16 protein-coding genes and 1 pseudogene are annotated in these 19,432 nt (G+C 64.9%); 12 read left to right on the top strand and 5 right to left on the bottom strand.

Annotated elements, in window-relative coordinates:
• Positions 1-8: 8 nt before the first annotated feature.
• The 3 genes and pseudogenes from CAFEA_RS10390 to CAFEA_RS10380 all read right to left on the bottom strand — a co-directional run bounded on the left by CAFEA_RS10390 (position 9) and on the right by CAFEA_RS10380 (position 2,129).
• A complete protein-coding gene (locus tag CAFEA_RS10390; protein WP_063936951.1) occupies positions 9-356 on the bottom strand; it encodes a metallopeptidase family protein in 348 nt (115 codons plus the stop codon).
• Between the two features lie 3 nt (positions 357-359).
• The gene (locus CAFEA_RS10385) at positions 360-1,391 is read right to left on the bottom strand and encodes a septum formation family protein (RefSeq protein ID WP_063936952.1); all 1,032 of its coding nucleotides are present in this window, start codon (positions 1,389-1,391) and stop codon (positions 360-362) included.
• A gap of 9 nt (positions 1,392-1,400) precedes the next feature.
• Positions 1,401-2,129: pseudogene (locus tag CAFEA_RS10380) on the bottom strand (GntR family transcriptional regulator).
• A gap of 80 nt (positions 2,130-2,209) precedes the next feature.
• Here CAFEA_RS10380 and serS point away from each other — a divergent pair.
• From serS to CAFEA_RS10365, 3 genes are read left to right on the top strand one after another with little or no spacing between them, the layout of a single operon-like run.
• Positions 2,210-3,463, top strand: a complete 1,254-nt coding sequence (gene serS, locus CAFEA_RS10375; protein WP_063936954.1) for a serine--tRNA ligase — start codon at positions 2,210-2,212, stop codon at positions 3,461-3,463.
• A complete protein-coding gene (locus CAFEA_RS10370; RefSeq protein ID WP_063936955.1) occupies positions 3,463-4,293 on the top strand; it encodes a lysophospholipid acyltransferase family protein in 831 nt (276 codons plus the stop codon). The genes serS and CAFEA_RS10370 overlap by 1 nt, the downstream gene beginning before the upstream one ends.
• Before the next feature lie 4 nt (positions 4,294-4,297).
• A complete protein-coding gene (locus tag CAFEA_RS10365; RefSeq protein WP_063936956.1) occupies positions 4,298-5,122 on the top strand; it encodes an HAD family hydrolase in 825 nt (274 codons plus the stop codon).
• Here the strand turns inward: CAFEA_RS10365 and CAFEA_RS10360 are convergent.
• Positions 5,119-6,000: a hypothetical protein gene (locus CAFEA_RS10360; protein WP_063936957.1), complete on the bottom strand. Its 882-nt coding sequence runs from the start codon at positions 5,998-6,000 to the stop codon at positions 5,119-5,121. The genes CAFEA_RS10365 and CAFEA_RS10360 overlap by 4 nt on opposite strands.
• Positions 6,001-6,404: 404 nt before the next feature.
• Here CAFEA_RS10360 and glpK point away from each other — a divergent pair, with 404 nt between their 5' ends.
• Positions 6,405-7,865, top strand: coding sequence for a glycerol kinase GlpK (gene glpK / locus CAFEA_RS10355; RefSeq protein WP_063936958.1), 1,461 nt, complete (start codon positions 6,405-6,407; stop codon positions 7,863-7,865).
• 25 nt (positions 7,866-7,890) lie between these two features.
• Here glpK and CAFEA_RS10350 read toward each other — a convergent pair whose 3' ends face one another.
• Positions 7,891-9,849, bottom strand: a complete 1,959-nt coding sequence (locus CAFEA_RS10350; RefSeq protein ID WP_253704886.1) for an N-acetylmuramoyl-L-alanine amidase — start codon at positions 9,847-9,849, stop codon at positions 7,891-7,893.
• A gap of 159 nt (positions 9,850-10,008) precedes the next feature.
• Here CAFEA_RS10350 and glf point away from each other — a divergent pair, with 159 nt between their 5' ends.
• From glf to CAFEA_RS10310, 8 genes are all read left to right on the top strand, one after another.
• Positions 10,009-11,199 (top strand): UDP-galactopyranose mutase, encoded by a 1,191-nt coding sequence (gene glf / locus CAFEA_RS10345; protein ID WP_063936959.1) that lies wholly within the window; start codon positions 10,009-10,011, stop codon positions 11,197-11,199.
• A gap of 8 nt (positions 11,200-11,207) precedes the next feature.
• Entirely contained in the window at positions 11,208-11,459 is a 252-nt protein-coding gene (locus CAFEA_RS10340) for a hypothetical protein (RefSeq protein WP_035000247.1), read from the top strand.
• A 276-nt stretch (positions 11,460-11,735) separates the two neighbouring features.
• Positions 11,736-13,448, top strand: a complete 1,713-nt coding sequence (locus CAFEA_RS10335) for an RNA-binding domain-containing protein (protein ID WP_063936960.1) — start codon at positions 11,736-11,738, stop codon at positions 13,446-13,448.
• 387 nt (positions 13,449-13,835) lie between these two features.
• Positions 13,836-15,425: a cation:proton antiporter gene (locus tag CAFEA_RS10330; protein ID WP_063936961.1), complete on the top strand. Its 1,590-nt coding sequence runs from the start codon at positions 13,836-13,838 to the stop codon at positions 15,423-15,425.
• Positions 15,426-15,736: 311 nt separating this feature from the next.
• The gene (locus tag CAFEA_RS10325) at positions 15,737-16,639 is read left to right on the top strand and encodes a siderophore-interacting protein (protein ID WP_063936962.1); all 903 of its coding nucleotides are present in this window, start codon (positions 15,737-15,739) and stop codon (positions 16,637-16,639) included.
• 6 nt (positions 16,640-16,645) lie between these two features.
• On the top strand, positions 16,646-17,665 hold the full coding sequence (locus CAFEA_RS10320) for a FecCD family ABC transporter permease (protein WP_063936963.1): 1,020 nt from the start codon (positions 16,646-16,648) through the stop codon (positions 17,663-17,665).
• 5 nt (positions 17,666-17,670) lie between these two features.
• On the top strand, positions 17,671-18,660 hold the full coding sequence (locus CAFEA_RS10315) for a FecCD family ABC transporter permease (RefSeq protein WP_063937031.1): 990 nt from the start codon (positions 17,671-17,673) through the stop codon (positions 18,658-18,660).
• Positions 18,660-19,427 carry an ABC transporter ATP-binding protein gene (locus CAFEA_RS10310; RefSeq protein ID WP_063936964.1) on the top strand — a complete coding sequence of 256 codons (768 nt, stop codon included), beginning with the start codon at positions 18,660-18,662 and terminating at the stop codon, positions 19,425-19,427. Before CAFEA_RS10315 ends, CAFEA_RS10310 begins: the two co-directional genes overlap by 1 nt.
• Positions 19,428-19,432 lie beyond the last annotated feature (5 nt).

Here is a 19,432-nt window from a genome sequence, read left to right as displayed (position 1 = left end):
AGCGGGTTCTAGCCCCAGCCGAGGGCGTGGAGCTCGTTTTCCTCCAGCCCGAAGTAGTGGCCCACCTCGTGCAGCACGGTCACCTTCACCTCGTGGCGCAGCTGCTCCTCATCGGAGCAGATCGCCTCGAGGGCGTTTTTGTACACGAACACCGCGTCCGGCAAGAACCCGGAGTGGTTCGAGTGCTGCTCCGTGAGTGGCACCCCCTCGAACAGGCCCAGCAAGGTCGGGTCGTCCGGGTTGTAGTCCCGCGCCAGGATCACCATGTTTGTCATGTACTGGGCGAAGTTGTTCGGGATGGTGTCCAACGCGTCGTTGATCATCTCCTCGAACGCCTCGTCGCTGACCGGGTGCATGGGCTACTGCACCGGAGCCTGTGCCGGGGCGGCCGGAGCCTGCTGTTCCCGCAAGGGGCGGCGCTGGGGGCGCTCGGGGGGCGGAGCGTCGTCGATAAGCAGATGCTCACGGCCCTGCGTTGCGGACCCGGTGAGGTTGGCAAAACCTCCCTCCGGGCGCGAGAACATTAACGCGCAATTCACGCTGCGGGAGCCGCCCTCCCAGGCGGCGGGGGTCTGCGTGGTCCAGAATGGGCGCAGCGCGATCTGGTAGAGGTTTTCCTCGCTGCCCATGTAGTCTTGCGCGGCCTGGGTGCACACGTCCTGGAGGTGCTTGTCCTGCTCCTCAACGGCCGGGGTGTGATCCGGGAAAACCTGCTCCAGCGAGACCTGGCTGGTGATCTCCAGCTGGTGCGGGTCTGCGCACTTTACCGCGGTGAGCGTGTTGGATGCGTCGATGGCCACGCACTGGCCCGCCTCGAACACGCGGGCCTGGTCTTGTTCCGCCACGCGGCCCGAGGTGAGGATTGGTTCGCCGGCGCGGTTGGTCTCCTGCAGCCCGCACAGCATCGTGCGGTCCCCGCGGGCCCACGCGTCCGCCGGCGGCAGGATCGGGGCGATGGAGTAGCGGCCGTTCGGGTCGTACTTGCCGCCTAAGTACCGGAACGTGCCGGCGCCGCACAGCTCCTCGCGCAGCTGGGCCTGGCGCGTCGGGTTCGGCATCGGCGCCTCCGGACCGAACTCGGAGGTGGGGTAGGTGGCCAGATTCTGCCGCAGGGATACCTCGAAGCGGTGCTCGCCCTCGCAGTCCGCCTGCTCGAAGCCGGTGATCGTGCCGTCTTCTGCCACCTGCCAGGTCAGGCAGGCCCCCGCGTCGGCGGTTGTGAACGTGGTGGCCTGATCGGGCGAGACGGTGGAACTGGCGCTGGTCGAGGATGCCTGCGCGCCGGGCTCAGTCTCCGAAGTGTCGGCGGCGAGCGTGTACGTGCCCGCGCCGACGGCGCCCGCCAGTGCGGCGATGATGAAGGAACGCAGCGCGCTCTGTTTCGAAGCCATGGCGGCCCATTATTCCACTTCTCTCGCTACTCGAGTAGTCAGCCGGTAGCGGTCCGTTCGGTACACCGAGGAGCAAAACTCCACGTTGTGCGCCCCTGACCGGGCATAACGCACGATGTGCAGCAGGGCTGCGTCCGGCTCAACGTCTAGCAGCGGGGCGTTGTCCGGCCCGGCGGTGACCGCGGTGACGGTCTGCTCCGCCTCCGTGACCCCGAGGCCGTAGTGCTTTTCCAGCAGGGTGTACACGGAGTGGTAGACGTCGTTTTCCAACAGGTCCGGCACGAGCGTGGCGTTGTACCAGGCGTCGTCGACGGCGTACGGTTCGCCGTCGCCAAGCCTCAGCCTGCGCAAACGGATGTGCGTGTCGGTGGCGGCGGTGCCGAAAAACTACGCGACCTCCTCCGGCGGGGCGGTGCGCTCGCACAACAAGATGCGTGACGACGCCTCCACGCGCTGCGCCCGCATCTCATCCGAGAAACTAGCCAGGTGCAGACGCGACACCAACGGCGCCGGGGCGACGAACGTGCCCTTGCCGCGCACACGGCGCAGCCGGCCCGCCGCCACCAAATCCCCGATCGCGCGGCGTACCGTGATGCGGGAGACGCCGTACTCATCCTCCAGCGCGCGCTCACCCGGAAGCGGGTCGCCGGGGGAGAACTCCGCGGCAATGCGGGACTCCAGAAGCGAGCGGAGCTGCTCGTGCTTGGGCACAGGGCCGTCTGCGATCGGGAGGGTCATACGCCCACCATAGCCCACTGGTTATGACCGGACGCTGTTGTGCCGTTGCTGCGTCGGCAGACAATGTAAGGTGAACAAGCGTGATTGATCTGAAGCGTGTGCGCGAAAACCCCGAGGCCGTCCGCGAGTCCCAGCGAGCCCGCGGCGAAGACCCTTCGCTTGTGGACGAGTTGCTGGCCGCCGACGAAGCCCGCCGCGCCGCCATCCAGAAGGCGGACGAGCTGCGCTCCGAGCAGAAGGCGTTTGGCAAGAAGATCGGTCAGGCCGCCCCGGAAGACCGCCCGGCGCTGCTGGAGGGCTCCAACGAGCTCAAGGCCCGCGTGAAGGAGGCCCAGGCGGCGAAGGCTGAGGCGCAGGAGAAGCTGGAGAAGCTGCAATACTCTATCGCCAACATCATCGAGGGCGCCCCGGCCGGCGGCGAGGAGGACTTCGTCGTCCTCGAGCACGTCGGCGAGGTACCCGAATTCGACTTCGAGGTCAAAGACCACCTGGACCTGGCGGAACCGCTCGGCATCATCGACATGAAGCGCGGCACCAAGGTCGGCGGCGCGCGCTTCTATTACCTAGCGGGCGACGGCGCCTGGCTGCAGCTGGGCATGCTCATGCTCGCCGCACAGAAGGCGCGCGAGGCCGGGTTCACGCTCATGGTTCCGCCGGTGCTGGTACGCCCGGACGTCATGCAGGGCACCGGTTTTTTGGACGCGCACGACGAGGAGATCTACTACCTCGAGCGCGACGACATGTACCTGGTGGGCACCTCCGAGGTGGCCTTGGCCGGTCTGCACCAGGACGAGATCATCGACCTGTCGGACGGCCCGCTGCTCTACGCCGGTTGGTCCTCCTGCTTCCGCCGCGAGGCCGGCTCCTACGGCAAGGACACCAAGGGCATCCTGCGCGTCCACCAGTTCGACAAACTGGAAATGTTCGCCTACTGCAAGCCAGAAGACGCTGAGGAAATACACCAGAAGCTGCTCGGCCTAGAGCGCGACATGCTCGCCGCCGTGGAGGTGCCCTACCGCATCATCGACGTCGCGGCCGGCGACCTCGGCTCATCCGCCGCCCGCAAGTTCGACACGGAGGCGTGGGTGCCGTCGCAAGGCACGTACCGCGAGCTAACCTCCACCTCCAACTGCACCACCTTCCAGGCGCGCCGCCTGCACACCCGCTACCGCGACGCGGACGGCAAGACCCAGACCGCCGCCACCCTCAACGGCACCCTGGCTACCACCCGCTGGCTGGTAGCCATCCTGGAGAACAACCAGCAGGCGGACGGTTCCGTGCGTGTTCCCGAGGCGCTGCGTCCGTGGCTGGGCAAGGAAGTGCTCACGCCCTAATGGATACGCGCCGATACCGCGGTTTCACGGTCCCGCGACTCTACGAAGGCGTCGTCGCTAACCGCAACGAAGCAGCAGAGAGGTTTTACCAGGGCCTCGTCGGCTTCGCGCGCCGCCTCATGCGCGCGGCAAACATCGAGGTCACGGTCATCGGCGCCGAAAACATCCCGGCGGAAAGCGGCGCGTTACTCGCTGGTAACCACACCGGTTACGCCGACTTTATCCTGATGGGCACCGGGCCCTACCTGCACGGCGAGCGGCTCGTGCGGTTCATGGCCAAAAAGTCCGTCTTCGACGTGCCCGTGTTGGGCTGGCTGCTCAAGCTGATGAAGCATGTGCCGGTGGACCGGGCTCGCGGCGGCGCCTCCATCGCGTCGGCGGTGCAGATGCTGCGCGAGGGCAACCTCGTTGGCATCTTCCCCGAGGCCACCATCTCGCGGTCGTTTGAGCTGGCCAACTTCAAAACTGGCGCCGCGCGCATCGCCCACCAGGCTGGGGTGCCGCTCGTGCCTTGTGCGATCTGGGGCTCGCAGCGCATTTGGACCAAGGACCTGCCCAAACACTTCCGCGACGTGCCAGTCATCGTGCGCTACGGCGAGCCCGTCGCCCTCACCGGCGACGCCGAGGCGGACACCGCCGAGCTGAAGCGCCAGATGCAGTCCCTACTTGACGCCTCACGGTCCGAATACGCCACCCTCTACACCGACGGCGCGGGCGAGGCATGGATGCCGGTGGCGCTCGGCGGCACCGCGCCCACGCTGGAGGAGGCTGAGGGGCTCTACGCGAAGGAACGCGCTGAGCGCGAAGCGAAGAAGCAGCGCAGGAAGTGACAACATGAACGCCGCCCCGCGCCTGATCATCTCCGACATCGACGGCACCTTCATCACCTCCGCCGGACGAGTCACCGACCGGTTGCGCACAGTGATCGTGCGCGCCGTCGAATCCGGCGCGCACTTCGGACTGGCTACGGGCCGTCCGCACCGCTGGCTCATTCCCGTGCTGGAGCAGCTGCCGATCGCGCCGGTGTGCGTGTGCGCCAACGGCGCCGTGGTCTACGACCCCGCTTCGGACCGGGTGCTGCACGCCTACGAACTCACACCGGCCGCGATGGCCGAGGTCGTCGAGGTAGCGGAGCGTGTCCTCGCCGGTGTGCCGCACGGTTACGGCGTAGAACGCGTCGGCTCGTCCGCGCTCGACCCGGAAGAAGAGTGCTTCATCATCACCCCCGAGTACAACCGGGACGCCTGGGACAGCCAATTCGGCGTCACTGACACCCAAACGTTGATCAGCCAACCCGCCGCGAAACTGCTGGTGCGTTGCTCATCCATGACCTCGGCGCAGATGTTCGAGCTCATCGCCCCCGAGGTGGACCCGGAGCTCGCTCACGTGACCTACTCCATGGACGAGGGCCTGATCGAAGTGTCCTGCCCCGGCGTGGACAAGGCCGCCGGCGCGCGCTACCTGGCTGAGCGCTACGGCGTCACCGCCGCCGACGCGATCGCATTCGGCGACATGCCCAACGACCTCGAGCTTCTGCGCTGGGCCGGCCGCGGGGTGGCCATGGCCAACGCCGCGCCCATGCTTCACGACGCCGCCGACCACGTCACCGCCACCAACGACGAATACGGCGTCGCGCAAGTGCTCGAGCGCTGGTTCTAGCTCGCCTTTTTTGCTAGCTCGGCCAGCCAGACCCGGTAGGGAGTGTCCAGCCGGTTCGCCAGCTGGTGCACCCCCGGGCGCTGGTCAATGGCGTTCTGGATCTGCGCGATGAACTCCCCGGTGCCCGCCCCGTCCCACCCGACCCTGCGCACCACGGCGCCTTGATTCTGGAGTTGGGTTTCGCGGTGGCGTTCCCGTCGTAAAGCTTCTGCTGCATCCCCGAACACCCCGCTGTTCTTCTCCAGCCCGTCCGCCTCGAGCACGATAAACCCGTTGATGAGCACGTCCGCCCAGGCGACGGTGGGCCACCCATCTGCCTCAGTGATGCGGAACCCCACCTGGAACTCGATGGTCTCCGCCCCCGTGAGGCGGCCCTGCGCGATCGCGCGCAAAATCGCATAGCGCACGATTGTCTCCAACGCGCTCGCGGACGTGTCGGCGGAGTAGCAGATCAGTTCACGGAACGCCCTGATGCCGCGGGCGCGGGTGAGCGTTTCGGTCTTTTCCAGCAAGTAGTCCGTGGTGAGGTGCTCATGCTTGAAGCGCGCGGACTCGATCTGCACCAGCGCCTCGATCGGGCCGTAGTAGCGGAACGAGTCAAACATGGCTCGTATCGCTGTCGCGGTGCGGATGCCGTTGTGCTCCACGAACTCGGCCGCGCGGAGGAGGCCGCCGTGATACACCTTGCGCGGATCCTTGTCACCCCAGGTCCGTGAGTTGCCGGGCAAGGCGAGATCCACCTTTGTTACCCAAGTCTTTGTGGAAAGGTCAAGCCACCGTGCAGCGGCCGGGCCCGTGATAACTGCTGTCTTGCACCGCGAAGCGATGTCCTTGATCAGCTGGATTTCTGCGTCTCGTTTCTGCTGTAGATCCCCCATGCGCCCACTATGCCTTTCGTGGTCGGGCGGGTGAAGGTGGATCTTGTCGATTTCAGTGGGCAGTGGTGTCTACACACTTTTTGGACACGGAGTCTGGTGACTTTCTGGACATGTCTGTGTGGGGGTCCCCGCTGGTGGTGATGTGAATCTGCGAGTTGCGCTGATCTGCTAGTTGGCCGGGAGACGCAACTAGCAGATCAACTGTCCAAGTTTGTGTTTGCCCAGGTGGTATTGAATGCCGTTGTCGGTAAGAGCATGATCTGCTAGTTCGGGGCCAGGCTGATGCGGGGGCAACTAGCAGATCAGCGACAACTAGCAGATCTGCACCCTCGGCCCTGTCCACGACCCCGCAAGCTCCCGGCCACCGGATAGACACCCCCGCCCCCGCCCGTAGAATCACGCGCATGGCTTTGATTGCGGCGATTGACCAGGGCACAACGTCGACACGCGTGTGCATCACAGGCACCGACGGCAAGGTCGTCGCCCAGTCGCAGTTCGAGCACGCCCAGCACATGCCGCAAAAAGGCTGGGTGGAGCACGACCCGATGGAGATCTGGCGCAACACGCGCCGGGCGTTGAGCGAGGCGCTCGCGGACGAGGACATCAGCGAGCAGGACATCGACGCGCTCGGCTTGACCAACCAGCGCGAAACGGCCGTGATCTGGGAAAAGGAGACCGGCAAGCCGATTTATAACGCCATCGTGTGGCAGGACACACGCACGAACCACGACGGCGACGCCGAGAAGTTCCTGCGTAAGACGGGGCTGTTGCACAACTCGTACCCGGCGGCGCCGAAGTGGGCGTGGATCCTGGATAACGTGCCCGGCGCCCGCGAGCGCGCGGAAAAGGGCGAGCTGCTCGCGGGGACGATCGACACTTGGCTGATCTGGAACCTCACCGGCGGCGCGAAGGACCTGGATCGCGCGCTGCACCTGACGGATGTGACTAACGCGTCGCGCACCCTGCTCATGGATTTGGAGACGCTCCAGTGGGACATGCAGCTTTGCGACGAGCTCCGCATCCCGCCGCAAATCCTCCCCGAGATCCGCCCGTCGGTGGGCAATTTCGGCAAGATCCGCCCCCGCGGCCCGCTGGCGGGCGTGCCCATCACTGGCGTGTTGGGCGACCAGCAGGCCGCGCTGTTCGGTCAGGGCGGGATTCGCGAAAACGACGCGAAGATGACCTACGGCACGGGCCTGTTTATGCTGCTCAACACGGGTGGAACGCCGAGGTTCAGCGACCGCGGGCTGCTCACCACCGTGGCGTACCAGATCCAGGGCCAGCCGCCGGTGTATGCGCAGGAAGGCTCGGTGGCGGTGGGCGGTTCGCTGATTCAGTGGCTGCGCGACCAGCTGGGCATCCTCGCCACCGCTGCGGAGTCCGAGACGTTGGCCAGCCAGGTCGAGGACAGTGGGGGAGTGGTGATCGTGCCGGCGTTTTCGGGCCTGTTTGCGCCGAGGTGGCGCCCCGATGCGCGTGGGGTGATCGTGGGGTTGACCCGGTTCGTCGATAGGCGGCATATCGCCCGGGCGGCGCTCGAGGCGACCTGTTTGCAGGCGCGCGAGGTGGTGTGTGCGATGGGCGGGGAGCCGAAGGCGCTGAAGGTCGACGGCGGGATGACCACGAACGACCTGCTCATGCAGATGCAGGCCGACATCCTGGGCCTGACAGTGGAGCGCCCCGCGAACACGGAGACCACGGTGATGGGCGCGGCGTCGGCGGCGGGCATGGGCATTTCGCTTATCGACGAACCGCTGACGCTCGGCCCCTCAACTACCTGGGAAAACGAAATGGCCGGCCCCGAAAGGGACCGGCTTGTCGCCGCCTGGGAGGACGCGGTGTCGCGCTGCCTCAATTTGGCATAACCGCTAGGCCCGAGCTTGCGAGGGCCTAGTTGGTGTTGATGTCCACCGTGTTGGCGGACGGGTTGTAGGTGATGAAGCCGCCTTCGAAGTCCACGCGGACGGTGTCGGCGGTGGGGTTGAACTGCTGCGTTACCGGCATGCCCAGCGGGCCTGCGTCGAGGCCCTGCTGCAGCCAGGCCTCGGCGATCTTGCCTACCAGGGCGATGATTTCGCCTTCGTTGTTGCGGGCGCCGATGCCGTTGGAGTACAGCGCCACGGCCGGGCCGGTGGGGCCGCCGACGCCGGCGACGAGCTTGCCCAAGGTGGGCTCGAGTGCGGTCCAGACCTGGGCGGCGTCGCTGGAGCCGAAGGCGTTGAGGGTAGGCGCGACGGCCGGGCTGATCTGCTTGGCTAAACCGGCTGCTTGTGCCAGCGTCAGGCCCTCGAAGACCTGGGTGTCGCCGGCGGTGGAGACGGTGGGTAGCTTGTCCTGGGCCGCCAGGAACAGCAGCACCAGGCCGATGGCGGTGCCGGCCACGGTGGCGATGGCGTTCGGGTCGCCGGAGGACAGCGCGGCCAGGTTGCCGTCGGGGGTGCCGTTGCTCGGGCTGCCCTGGCGCGTCGGCGTTGGCGTCGGCGCGGTTCCGGTGGCGCGGAAGTTCGGATCTGCCGGGGCAGCATCCATCGCGGTCGTGGTCGCGGTCGCAGTCGTGGTCGCCGTGGTGGACGTTTTGTCGTTGCCGCTCAAGCGGTCCAGGATGGAGCCGAGGCCGGAGCGGCTTCCGCCCAAGGAGCGGTACTTCGTGGCCGCAGTTGCGCGGACCACGGGCAGCTTGGAGTACAGGTTATCGCCCGGGCAGGTGTTGTAGTGGAAGTCGCGGTGGGCGTTGATGTTGCTGAACATTGCGCCCTGGCCGGCTGCGTACTTGGAGCCGCGGAAGTTGCCCTCGGCGACGTGGTAGCTGGAGCCGGTGGGGTCGAAGCCCGCGACGGCGGCCTTCCAGCCGATGATCTCGCCCATGGCGCGAAGGGCGGCCGAGGTGGGTTCGGCGGACTGGTAGTCGCCCAGCATGGACACGCCCCAGGTGTTCTGGTTGAAGGAGCCGACGTGGGCGCCCTGCGGGCCGCGGTCCATGCCGCCGGCGCGGCCTTCGTAGATGTTGCCGTACTTATCGACGAGCGCGTGGTAGCCGATGTCTCCCCAGCCCAGGTTGTTGGTGTGGTAGTTCCAGATGCCGCGCACGATGCCCGGTGCCTCGGCCTCGGAGTAGTTGTTGGAACCGGCCGTGTGGTGCACGGTGGCGGCGGTGGTGGGCTCGGAGTAGTACGGGGTGCTGCTGCGGCCGGCGCCCCACTGCGCGCGGGTGACTACCTCGGGCATGCCGCGGGTGTAGGAATCGGCAACCGGTTGGATGCCGCCTTGCACGGTGCCGGTGCCGCCGTCCAGGAACACGGCTTCGATGTCGTTGGCGGTGGTGGGGGCGTCGGAGACGGCGCGGCCGCCTTCAAGCAGGTCCACGTTGCCGGTGGAGACCTGGATGCGCTTAGTGCGGCCGACGTAGATCGGCTCGGTGCCGAACTTGTCGGAGCCCGCCTGCGGGTCTGCCGGGTCCATCTCGAACCACTCGGACCAGGTGCCGTCGGCCTTCTGGGAGCGTACGTACGCGGCGACGTCGCGTTCGCCGGTCCAGGTCAGGCCCACGATGGAGAACTCGCGGTCGTTGGAGAATTCCTTGACCACGCGGCGCACGTGATCTTCTTCGCCACCCTGGGTGCGGATGGCGGCGTCGTCGACGGTGATGTTGTCGCCGGCCGCGAACGATGAGGTGCTGGTGTAGACCTCCGGGGCGCCTGCGCCGAGGGACTGCACCTGCAGGATGCGGTTGCCGCTGAATGCGTTGGCGGCAACGAGTGCTGTGACGAGGAGGACGGACACGATCACGGGCATGATCGCGGCCCGGGCGGGTCGGGCCGCGCCGCCCTGAATGCTGCGACGTTGCTGCACAGTAATACTCCTGGGGTTCTTGGGGTTCACTGCGAAAGCAGTGGCAAATGTGACAGAAACGAAGTGTAGTGCAAGTTCAAGTCTCAAGAAAGACTTGAGACTTCTGGGGCGTGTCGCGGCGGAGCTCCGTCGATAGGCAACTGTGCGAAAATAGGCCTCATGGCATACGACCTCATTGTTGTTGGATCGGGTTTCTTCGGCCTCACCGTGGCCGAGCAAGCGGCGAGTGAGCTGGGCAAACGCGTGCTGGTGGTGGAAAAGCGCAGCCACATCGGTGGCAACGCGTACAGCGAAAGCGAGCCGGAAACGGGGATTGAGGTGCACAAGTACGGCGCCCACCTGTTCCACACCTCCAACGAGCGGGTGTGGGAATACGTCAACCGCTTCACCGACTTCACGGATTACCAGCACCGCGTCTTCGCGATGCACGACGGTACCGCCTACCAGTTCCCCATGGGGCTCGGCCTGATCAACCAGTTCTTCGGCCGCTACTACTCGCCGGAAGAGGCGAAAAAGCTCATCGAGGAGCAGCGCGAAGGCCTCGACCCCGCGGCCGCGACGAACCTGGAGGAGCGTGGCATCGCGCTTATTGGCAAGCCGCTCTACGACGCGTTTGTGAAGCACTACACCGCCAAGCAGTGGCAGACCGACCCCACGGACCTGCCGCCGGAAATCATCTCGCGCCTGCCGGTGCGCTACACCTTCAACAACCGCTACTTCAACGACACTTACGAGGGCTTGCCCGTCGACGGCTACGCCGCCTGGCTGGAGAAGATGGCGGAGCATGAGCTTATCGACGTCCGCACGAACACCGACTGGTTCGCCGTCGCTTCCGAGGTCCGCGCCGAGAACCCGGACGCGCCCGTGGTCTACACCGGGCCGCTGGATCAGTACTTCGACTACGCCGAGGGCCGCCTGGGCTGGCGCACCCTCGACTTCGAGCAGGAAGTCCTCGAGGTCGGCGACTTCCAGGGCACCCCGGTGATGAACTACAACGACGCGGACGTGCCGTACACCCGCATCCACGAGTTCCGTCACTTCCACCCGGAGCGCTCCTCGTACCCGGACGACAAGACGGTGATTGTGAAGGAGTACTCCCGCTTCGCCTCCGACGACGACGAGGTCTACTACCCGATCAACACCCCGGAGGACCGCGAAAAGCTCGAAGCCTATCGACGCCTCGCGGCAGAAGAATCCGAGCAGAACAACGTCCTGTTCGGCGGCCGGTTGGGCACCTACCAGTACCTGGACATGCACATGGCCATCGCGGCGGCGCTGACCCTGTTTGACAACCAGCTGCGCCCGTTCTTCGAGTCCGGCGAGCCGCTGAGCCAGCCGCGCGGGCACTAGGGGGCGGCATGGCAATTCAAGAGATTTTCGTTCACCCCGACTGTCCGGACTGCACGGGCGTCATCGCCGAGTACAACGACAGCCCGAACAGCTTCGGCGACGCGGAGCTTGTCGACGTCACCGAGCTCGGCGGTCTGAAGCGTTTCCTGCACTACCGTGACCGGCTGTCCGGTTACGCCGCCGCTCGGGACGCCGGCAAGATCGGCGTGCCCTCGAAGGTGCTCGACGGCACCACGGTGGAGTTCTTCGACGCGGTGTAGCGGCCACGGCGACGCGGTGCCGGGGTCGCCCGGCACCGCTGCCCGGCCGACCAATTAAAACGCCGACCAGGTTGTGGAAAATAACCACGCCTCCTAGCCAGCTGATGAACGGATTATAACGAGAATGGTAGCTCCGGTCGAGTTATAGACAACTCGAAACAACTCCAAGCAACTATTCTGACCTGCGTCGATGGACTGATTTTGGGCGATTTTTGCGGTAAGTTGTTTCGGAGTTGTTTCAAACAACTTTGAAACAACTTTTGTTATTCTGAACCCATGCTCGATTCGGGTTTTGAGGGTGTGGAGGAAGCACTGTCGGCAATTGAGGCCGGAGATAGCGCTGATATCTGGGAATCCCAGGTACTGGATTTCAAGGAGGATCCCGCCGTCCACCCGATGAACAAGAACCCCGATGCGGGTCTTGTGGAGTTTCTCATCGACGAAGTCATTTGTTTCTCCAACGCCGACGGCGGAGTCGCCTACATTGTCCTTGGCGTCAATGACAAGAAGGCAGGCCCTGCTGCGTTCACGGGTACTGATCGCTCATGCGATTGGTTGGTGGAAAAGATTTACAGCAAGACGCAGCCTCATATTCAGGTCGAAGCTTCTGAAATCGAGCGCTGTGGCAAGCGTTTGATTGCGTTGCGCATCCCGCGGGGGATGGCGTTGTATCAGCGATCCAAAGGCCAGGCCAGTAAACGCGTCGGGAAAAACTGTGTTCCTTTGGGGGAGGATGAGCGTCGCAGTATTCACCTGTCCCGTTCGAACCCTGACCTGAGCGCTACTGTGTCTCGACGAAGCCCTGAAGATCTCGACCCTAAGGCAATCGAGCAGGCTAAAGCACTCCTTGCCAACCGGAAGCATGCCTTGGGTGATGACTCGCCTGTACCCCAGACGAGTCATCAACTCTGCAGTGAGTTGGGATTGCTTACGGCCGATGGCGCGCTGACATTTGCGGCAGAAATTCTCTTCATGCAGCCACTGCACAACCGGACGGTCGTGAGACATTTGCTTCGCGACGTGCCCAGTGGCGATCCGAAAGTAACCGAGATCTCCGCACCGTTGATTACTGCGTCAGAACAGCTACGTGCGTTGATTAAGGCTCACACGTCGCAGGAGATTGCGCGAGTGCAGCTCCCGAACGGGCAAGAGTTTCCCATTCCGGCGTTTCCTGCGGCTGCTGTAGATGAAATTGTTTCTAACGCATTCGCGCACCGCGACTGGGGAGCGACCACTGCAATCGTCGTTGATCAGTCTCCGACCAGTCTGACCGTATGGTCTCCTGGTGGCCTCCCCGTAGGCGTGCCCGAGGAGCGGATTCTGACCACCCAATCGATTCCGCGCAACCCGATTCTGATGGGTGCACTGCGACAGTTAGGACTTGCTGAAGAATCTTCGCGAGGCTTCGATCGCATGTGGGTCTCCATGCTTGCTAGTGGTAGGCAAGCCCCCAGTCTGAATGCCGATGGGCCGTTTGTTGAGGTCACGTTGCCCGCCGGAAATGTCGATTCGGCGTTTATTAAGACGCTGTACCTGTTGCGTACTGAGTTTGGTGAAGCGATCTTCAAGAGTGTGGATGGGCTTTTGGTTGCGCGTCATCTAGCGAACAACCAGATTTTGATGACGGCCACGGCAGCTCGACTCATGCAAGTCCCGGAAGCGCAGGCCCAAGAAACCTTGGGGTGGTACGCAAGTCAGGGCTTCCTAGAACCTTTGCGGGATGCTCCTGAGTGGATACTGTCCGCTCGAGCTCGGACGGCCTTTGAGGGGAACGAATCTACTGCGATTGCATCCGTGACTACCGAGGACTGGATCATTGCTCAGTTGCGCGAGGGGAAGTCCCTGAACGCTCGTGAGGTTGCGAATGAACTCGGCGTAGAGCGTGAATCAGTGAGCCGAATCCTTCGCCACCTTCGAGATTTGGGTAAAGCGAAGATTGCCGACGGTAGCCCGACTCGAGGTCCGAGTGTTCGGTGGGTTTCCCTCTAAACAACTCCAAACAACTATCCTGACCTGCTCAGATGGGTTGATTTCTGGTCAGTTTTACGGCGAGTTGTTTTGGAGTTGTTTCAAACAACTCCGAAAAGGGTTGGTTAGGCGCTCAGGGCCGGGGCGACGAAGGTCGAAACGAGGTACCGGTTGATGTCGGAGTGGTTGATGATGCCCGTGCCGACACCTGTTTTAAAGGCGACTAGCCGTTTGGCCAGCTATACGGGCGCCGGGGATTACGCACCTCAGTGCTTCTCTTAGGTTAGGCAAGCCTATATGGTTTGCGGAGGTAGAGAGTGCGCGGGACCGAGTCGACGAACGTTGAGATGGAGGATCAGCTTCGGCGACACCTGCTGCCGCCCGCGGTGCCCCGTACACTGACCCACCGTGGGAACTTTCATAGCACTAATCGGCCTGCTGCTGGCCACCGTCCTCGTCGCCGCGGTAGGTGAGCGCACCGGCCTGCCGTGGCCGGCGCTTCTGACCGTGGTGGTCGCGCCGGTGATCTTCATCCCCGGCATCGATACGGTGTCCATCGATCCGCACTTGATCTTGCCGATCTTCCTGCCGCCGCTGCTGTGGTCGCTGGCCCGGCGCACGAGCTGGGGGCAAATCGGCTCGCAGCTCAACGTGGTGCTGACCATGTCGATCATCCTGGTGTTCCTCACCATCGCCGCGCTGACCGCCACGGCGATGTGGATGCTTCCGGGGCTCAGCTTGGCCACCGCGATGGTGCTCGCCGCCGCGATTGCCCCGCCGGACCCGGTGGCGGTGGACGCGGTGGCGGGCCCGGCCGGCATCCCGAAGCGCATCACCGGCACGCTGCAGACTGAGGGGCTGTTCAACGACGCCGCCTCCATCGTGACCTTCAACGTCGCCATGGCGGCCGCAGTCGCGCACGGCGAGGTTGACTTCGGTAAGGGTTTCTTGCAGTTCCTCTACGCCGCCGTCGCCGCGGTGTTGATCGGCCTGGTCGTGGGCAGGCTGGCGGCTATCTTCGCCAACTCCGTGCCCGATTCCGTGATCCGCACCGCGTTTACCTGGGTGCTCCCATTCGCCATCTACGCAGGCTGCGAGGCCATCCACGCTTCTGGCGTCATCGCGCTTGTTATCGCCGCGGTGGAGATGTCCTCGCGCTCCACCATGACCGCCGAGGACCGGCTGACCGGCCACTCCTTCTGGGAAACCGTGGAGCTGCTGTTTACCGGCGTGGCGTTCGGCCTGATCGGCATGAGCGTGCGCGACGCTATCGACACTGCCGGCACGCACATCTGGCAGGCGGTGCAGGTGGGCGTTGTCCTGTCCGTCGTCGCGTTTGCGGTGCGCTTCGTGTGGATGTGGGTGCTGTACAAGCTCAACGAGAAAAAGCACCGAACGAACGTCTCCCCGCTGCGTTTGCAGGAGGTTCTGCTCATGGCGTGGGCGGGCATGCGCGGGCTGGTCACGCTAGCGCTCGTGCTGGCAATCCCGGCATCGGCGACGAGCTACCACCACGAACTCTCAGTCATCGCGTTGACCGTGCTCACCTGCACGATGGTGGTGCCGGGGCTGTTGCTGCCGTGGCTCGTCGATAAGCTTGATCTGCAAAACGGACCCGGCGCCGATCAGGCGCTCGAGGAGCTGAACCAGCGCGCCTACGATGCGGCGCGCAGGGCGGTGCGTGAGCACGGCGAGGAGTACCAGCCCGAGGCCTACGCGATGGTGCAGGAGTGGCTGAATTCGTTTGCGGAGAAGCGTTTGCAGGATCCGGAAGGGTCCGAGGAGCGCAAGGAAGCCTTCAAGCGCGCCCATGCTGGGGCGATGCAGATGCAGGAGGTCGCACTTCGCGCCGCTAGCCGCGAGCTGCAGCGCGCTCGGCGCGAGCGCCGCTACAACCCGTCCGATGTCGACGCGGTGCTCGCCGACCTGGACCGCCTCATTCTCGCGCGCGACCGCAAGGCTCTTACTGGGCCGAGCAGCTTGTGGGAGCCGAAGTAAGGGGCTTTGCCTATCGACGAGCCCCCGGCCCGCCCCGTTTTCAAAATGCCAAGCGGATCGCTTTCAAAACGCCAAGTGAAACCGTTTCGAAATGCAAAATGGGCAGGTCAGTGGCGGTGGTTTATGGCGAAGGGATCCGCCAAATTTTGTTCCCCAATGGTGTCACCCGGACACTCGGTTTGATGTCATGATGAAGTACAAGGGTGCGGTTTTTCGCTTACCGGCGTTTACCTTGGCCAGCAATTAGCGCCTTTGCTAATCGGCAAGCCCCCCACTTTTGTTAAGTTAGGCAATCCTATATAGTCCGTGCGGTGAGTTTCCGGCCCTTCCTTGCAACAGTCGTTCGCAGCGAGCGCATCGCACCGAATTTTCAACGTGTGACGTTCACCGGTGTCGACGCAATGGGTCCCGCTGTGCCCATCATGGATCTGCGGATCAAGCTCATCATCCCGTCGGCGGCAGGGCTTGTTGATTTGCCGGCCGAGGGGTGGTGGGACCTCTGGCGCGCCATGCCGGAACACACGCGCGGGCATCTCCGCACCTACTCCATTCGCGCCCTCCGGCGCAACGACGGTGACCCGGACGAACTCGATGTGGATTTCGTGCTGCACGGCCACAACGCTGGGCCAGCCTCCGCGTGGGCAGAAAGCGCGCTGCCCGGGCAGGCGCTGTGGATCATCGGGCCGACCCGCGATGACGCGTCTGGCGTCGGTATCGAATTCGCTCCCGGCGCTGCCGCGGCAGCTCGACTGTACGGCGATGAAACTGCTCTTCCGGCGATTTCCCGAGTGCTGGAGGACTGGCCCGAAGACCTCGCCGGTTCCGCTGACATTGAGGTGCCGGCGGGCAACAGCCTTCAAATCGATGCGCCTGCCCACGTTGATGTCCGTTGGCACTTCCGCACCGAGCCCGAAGTCGGGCATGGGGACAAGCTCTACGCGCAGCTTAAACAGGACATTGAGCCGCTGCGGGGCCCAGCAGCTCCCACCACCGATGAGCCCGATAACGACGGTGGCCTCCAGCGAGACAATGTCTGGGAAACCCCGACGTATTCGGGAAGCGGGGAACCCATCAACAGTGGGGCGGGCGCGTCCGGACACACCTACTACTGGATCGCCGGCAAGAACACTTCGGTGAAAGCGATGCGCCGCCTATTGGTTAAAGAGGCGGGGTTGCCGCGCGAGCACATCTCGTTCATGGGGTATTGGCGGTGACAGACCATGAGTGCGACTAGACGCGCGGGATTCGCCATTGCGCTCGGGATTTCGGCTGTCGCCGCGGTGTTGCTCTCGCTCGCCGTCGGCGCGCGGCAGATGGGCGTGACAGAAAGCGTCAGCGCTGTGCGTGACGGGCTTGCCCTCGCGTTCCACACCGAATCTGGGCAGGTCAGCGAGGAAGCGCAAGTGGTTGCCCAACTGCGGGTTCCACGCACGCTGCTCGGCCTGCTCGCCGGCTCGGCGCTAGGCACAGCGGGAGCTCTGCTCCAGGGGCACACGCGCAACCCGCTGGCTGACACAAACCTGCTGGGCATCGCCCCGGGGGCGGCGCTTGCGGTGGCTGCAGCAACCGCCGTGTTCGGCTCGCTGCCCGTGCTGGTCGCGGTGGGGGTCGGTTTCCTCGGCGCGACAATGGCGGTAGTGCTCGTCTTCGCACTGAGCGCGCGAAGCCGCGGATCCACCCCGATCACGGTTGTACTCGGCGGGTCCGCGCTCGGGGCGGTGTCTTCCGCGCTGACCAGCGGCATCGTGCTCACCAGCACGCAAAGCCTCAATGACATGCGGTTTTGGACGGCGGGCTCCGTCGCGGGCCGGGACATGCACATCGTCGCCGCCGTCGCCCCGGTCATACTGGTCGGCCTGGTGGCTGCGTTCGCTACGGCGAACCGGGTGAACATGGTGAACCTGGGCGATGACGTCGCGCACTCCCTCGGCGTCAACGTCGCGGCTGCACGCGCGGTGGGAATCCTGCTGGTCGCCCTGCTTGCTGGTGCAGCTGTGGCGGGGGCGGGCCCGATCGGGTTTGTCGGCTTGGTCGTGCCGCATATCGTCCGCTCCCTGACCGGGCCGGATTACCGGCTGGTGCTGCCATGCTCCGCGCTTGCCGGTGCGACGCTGCTGCTCCTCGCGGATGTCGCCGGCCGAGTCATCGCCCGCCCCGGTGAGCTGCAAGTTGGCATCACCCTCGCATTCGTCGGCGCCCCGTTCGCCCTGTACCTGCTGCGGAAGGGGGCGAAGCTGTGACCCGCATGTTCGCAGTTAATGTCGTGCTCGCTGCGTGTGGGCTCGCCGTCGCGCTCGGAGGCATCATGGTGGGTGAATTCGGGCTTGGGCTTCGCGACGTCCTCGCCGCCCTGACCGGACAGTCCACCGGCATGGCCCGCACCGTGGTCGTTGAATGGCGCCTGCCGCGTGTTGCCACGGCGGTGGCGGTGGGGGCCGCGCTCGGATTCGCGGGTGCGATCTTTCAGACGATCACTCGTAACCCGCTGGCCAGTCCAGACATCTTGGGCGTTGTTTCAGGTGCGTCGGCGTTCGCACTTACAGCGCTGCTCGCGGGTGGCGGTACCGGGGTGCTGCTCAGCGCGCTCGAGGTGCCGCTGAGCGCGTTTGTCGGCGGGATAGCGGTCTCCGGGGCGATCTGGTGGCTCAGCCGCGCCGACGGCCTGGGATCGTTTCAGCTCATCTTCGCCGGCATCATCCTCAACGCCCTGGCGGTGGCGTACAACTCCTTCCTCCTCGTCCGTGCCGACTACCGCGATGTGGGCAAAGCCCAGGCGTGGGTGACCGGCTCTGTCGGATCCTCGGGTTGGGGTGACGCCGCCGCTGTGTTGGTGGCGCTTGCGCTGGTTGTGCCGCTGCTGCGCTGGGCGTCATTCCAGCTCGAAGCCCTCTCTCTCGGGGACGACACGGCTGCGGGGCTGGGCGTCGATCCGCGCCGCACCCAGCTTGTGCTCATGGTGCTTGCCGTGGCGTTGACATCGACGGCGGTGGCGGCTTCAGGTCCGATTGCTTTTGTGGCGTTTGTGGCGCCGCACGTGGGCCGTCGATTAGCAAATGCCCCCACGCCCCCACTTGGCACCGCCATGATTGCTGGCGCGCTGATCGTCGCCGGTGCGGACCTCGCGGTGCGCACCGTTGTGCCGGGAGACTTACCGGTAGGCGTGGCCACGTCAGCGTTCGGCGGGGCGGCCTTGCTCTACGCGCTGATGCGCGCGACCAGAAAGGTGACCTTGTAATGCTTCACGTGCGTGATCTCACCGTCAGCTACGGTGCGGCAACGATCATCGACGGGCTCGGCCTCGACGTCCCGCGCGGCGGCGTCACCACCATCGTCGGGCCGAACGGCTGCGGTAAATCAACGTTGTTGCGCGCGGTTGCTGGCCTCATCCCGCGTGAGCGCGGGGAGGTGGTCTTGGACGGCCGAAACACCGCGGAGATGAAACGCCGCGAGATCGCCCGCACGCTCGCGGTGCTGCCGCAAACCCCCGTAGCGCCGGACGGGCTGACGGTGCGTGACCTGGTCGGACGCGGGCGCCACCCGCACCAGACGTGGCTGCGCCAGACCTCGGAGAAAGACAGCGCGGTGGTGGACGAGGTGATGGAGCTGACTCAGGTGTCCGAGTTCGCGGAGCGTCCGCTCGAGCGGCTCTCGGGTGGGCAGCGGCAGCGCGCGTGGATCGCGATGGTGCTCGCCCAAGACACCCCGCTCGTGCTTTTGGACGAGCCGACCACGTATCTGGACCTTTCCCACTCCGTCGAGTTACTTGCGCTTATTCGCCGTCTCGCCGATGACATGGGGCGCACCGTGGTCATGGTGCTGCACGATTTGAACCTCGCGGCGCGTTTTTCCGACCAGTTGGTCGTGATGAAAGGCGGCGAGGTCCAAGCGGCGGGCACGCCCGCCGAGGTTGTGTCGGAGCAGTTGCTTGCCGACGTATTCTCGCTGCCCGCCGTGGTCGCCGAGGACCCGGTGGCAGGAGGGCCGCTGATCGTGCCCCGCTAGCGCGC

It is taken from the genome of Corynebacterium afermentans subsp. afermentans (genome assembly GCF_030408355.1).
GTDB classification, from domain to species: Bacteria; Actinomycetota; Actinomycetes; order Mycobacteriales; family Mycobacteriaceae; genus Corynebacterium; species Corynebacterium afermentans.
This window is presented reverse-complemented; position numbering and strand designations above follow the sequence as displayed.

Excerpts from the sequence above, each read along its gene's own strand:
- CAFEA_RS10390 (WP_063936951.1), bottom strand. The coding sequence starts at position 356 with ATGCACCCGGTCAGCGACGAGGCGTTCGAGGAGATGATCAACGACGCG.
- CAFEA_RS10385 (WP_063936952.1), bottom strand. The coding sequence starts at position 1,391 with ATGGCTTCGAAACAGAGCGCGCTGCGTTCCTTCATCATCGCCGCACTG.
- CAFEA_RS10370 (WP_063936955.1), top strand. The coding sequence starts at position 3,463 with ATGGATACGCGCCGATACCGCGGTTTCACGGTCCCGCGACTCTACGAA.
- CAFEA_RS10365 (WP_063936956.1), top strand. The coding sequence starts at position 4,298 with ATGAACGCCGCCCCGCGCCTGATCATCTCCGACATCGACGGCACCTTC.
- CAFEA_RS10360 (WP_063936957.1), bottom strand. The coding sequence starts at position 6,000 with ATGGGGGATCTACAGCAGAAACGAGACGCAGAAATCCAGCTGATCAAG.
- glpK (WP_063936958.1), top strand. The coding sequence starts at position 6,405 with ATGGCTTTGATTGCGGCGATTGACCAGGGCACAACGTCGACACGCGTG.
- glf (WP_063936959.1), top strand. The coding sequence starts at position 10,009 with ATGGCATACGACCTCATTGTTGTTGGATCGGGTTTCTTCGGCCTCACC.
- CAFEA_RS10340 (WP_035000247.1), top strand. The coding sequence starts at position 11,208 with ATGGCAATTCAAGAGATTTTCGTTCACCCCGACTGTCCGGACTGCACG.
- CAFEA_RS10335 (WP_063936960.1), top strand. The coding sequence starts at position 11,736 with ATGCTCGATTCGGGTTTTGAGGGTGTGGAGGAAGCACTGTCGGCAATT.
- CAFEA_RS10320 (WP_063936963.1), top strand. The coding sequence starts at position 16,646 with ATGAGTGCGACTAGACGCGCGGGATTCGCCATTGCGCTCGGGATTTCG.
- CAFEA_RS10315 (WP_063937031.1), top strand. The coding sequence starts at position 17,671 with ATGTTCGCAGTTAATGTCGTGCTCGCTGCGTGTGGGCTCGCCGTCGCG.
- CAFEA_RS10310 (WP_063936964.1), top strand. The coding sequence starts at position 18,660 with ATGCTTCACGTGCGTGATCTCACCGTCAGCTACGGTGCGGCAACGATC.